Genomic DNA, 1,256 nt, shown 5'->3' with positions numbered 1-1,256 from the left:
ATGTGGTGGGTGATACTGGACTTGAACCAGTGACCCTCGCCTTGTAAGGGCGATGCTCTCCCAACTGAGCTAATCACCCGCATCTAAACAACACCACATTGCTGCGTTGTTGTGGGGCGCTATTATAGATAGACTTGTAAATGTGTCAACACTTGAATGATAAAAATGTGCTGAATGAAGCTTTTATAATCAATGCAATGCAAATAGTGTTCACTTTATCAACAAGGTAACATAAAACGAACAATAAGCAGCTTTGGCTAGGGGTTAAAATAACTATATTTATATTCACTAAAGTGAGTTCTGTTGCTTTTTAAGGATGAAAATTAATTCAATTTAGTAGTAATTGATTTGCCGAGTCAGGGTTGCAACCAAGAAATCAAAGTAAAGCTTTCTAGTTCAGATCATCCTGCCTATGTTATTCAATTGTTTAAACCACTCAAATTAGCAAGTTGTTTATCGCTTAGCATAGCTAAGCTTTACAATTAGCATTTAATAAAATCCAGCTAGACTATGATGGAAGTAGGCCCGTTTTAGGAGAAAAGCAGTGATAACTCAATTTGCATATAAATGTATACCTTTTGAGTCCGATGTGAATAGGTGCTTTTAGTATTACAGGGTCGTTATGCTCAACTCAAACTTAAATGTGGCACACTTAACGTAGCTCATGGTTACTAAATAGTATGAAAATCTACTTTTTAGCATGTATGATAGCCAGTTTGTTGAAAATTAAACCATTTAAATAATGTCGCACAAAAAACTGTTGACTTTATTTTGGGGGGTGCATAGAATGCGCCCCGCACTAAGCGATACACGACGTGGTTATCACCGAGCGTATTGAATAAGTTGGGGCTATAGCTCAGCTGGGAGAGCGCTTCGCTGGCAGCGAAGAGGTCTGCGGTTCGATCCCGCATAGCTCCACCAATTTTTAGTGTTTGTCCTAGGGTAACAGTTTTCTGTGTCCCCATCGTCTAGAGGCCTAGGACACCGCCCTTTCACGGCGGTAACAGGGGTTCGAATCCCCTTGGGGACGCCACTTAACTTTTTAGTTAAAGGCGGTTTTACCGAGAAAATAGCGTAACACATAAAGCTCGAGTCTTTATTTGTACTATACGCCATTACCTTAAGAGCTCAGGATGTGAGTTAAACTAATCAATCGTCCTAGTGACACTTTTTAGTGTCCCCATCGTCTAGAGGCCTAGGACACCGCCCTTTCACGGCGGTAACAGGGGTTCGAATCCCCTTGGGGACGCCACTTA

General features: G+C 41.2%; 4 tRNA genes. 3 read left to right on the top strand and 1 reads right to left on the bottom strand.

What is annotated here, in order from left to right:
- Positions 1–3: 3 nt before the first annotated feature.
- Positions 4–79, bottom strand: a tRNA-Val gene (locus QMA00_RS18815).
- 766 nt (positions 80–845) lie between these two features.
- On the opposite strand from QMA00_RS18815, the gene QMA00_RS18810 reads away from it, so the two are divergent.
- The 3 genes from QMA00_RS18810 to QMA00_RS18800 all read left to right on the top strand — a co-directional run bounded on the left by QMA00_RS18810 (position 846) and on the right by QMA00_RS18800 (position 1,252).
- Positions 846–921, top strand: a tRNA-Ala gene (locus tag QMA00_RS18810).
- 36 nt (positions 922–957) lie between these two features.
- Positions 958–1,033, top strand: a tRNA-Glu gene (locus tag QMA00_RS18805).
- Between the two features lie 143 nt (positions 1,034–1,176).
- Positions 1,177–1,252: transfer RNA gene (locus tag QMA00_RS18800), tRNA-Glu, on the top strand.
- The last annotated feature ends 4 nt before the right edge of the window (positions 1,253–1,256 follow it).

Source organism: Pseudoalteromonas sp. APC 3694, from assembly GCF_030407565.1.
GTDB classification, from domain to species: Bacteria; Pseudomonadota; Gammaproteobacteria; order Enterobacterales; family Alteromonadaceae; genus Pseudoalteromonas; species Pseudoalteromonas tetraodonis.
This window is presented reverse-complemented; position numbering and strand designations above follow the sequence as displayed.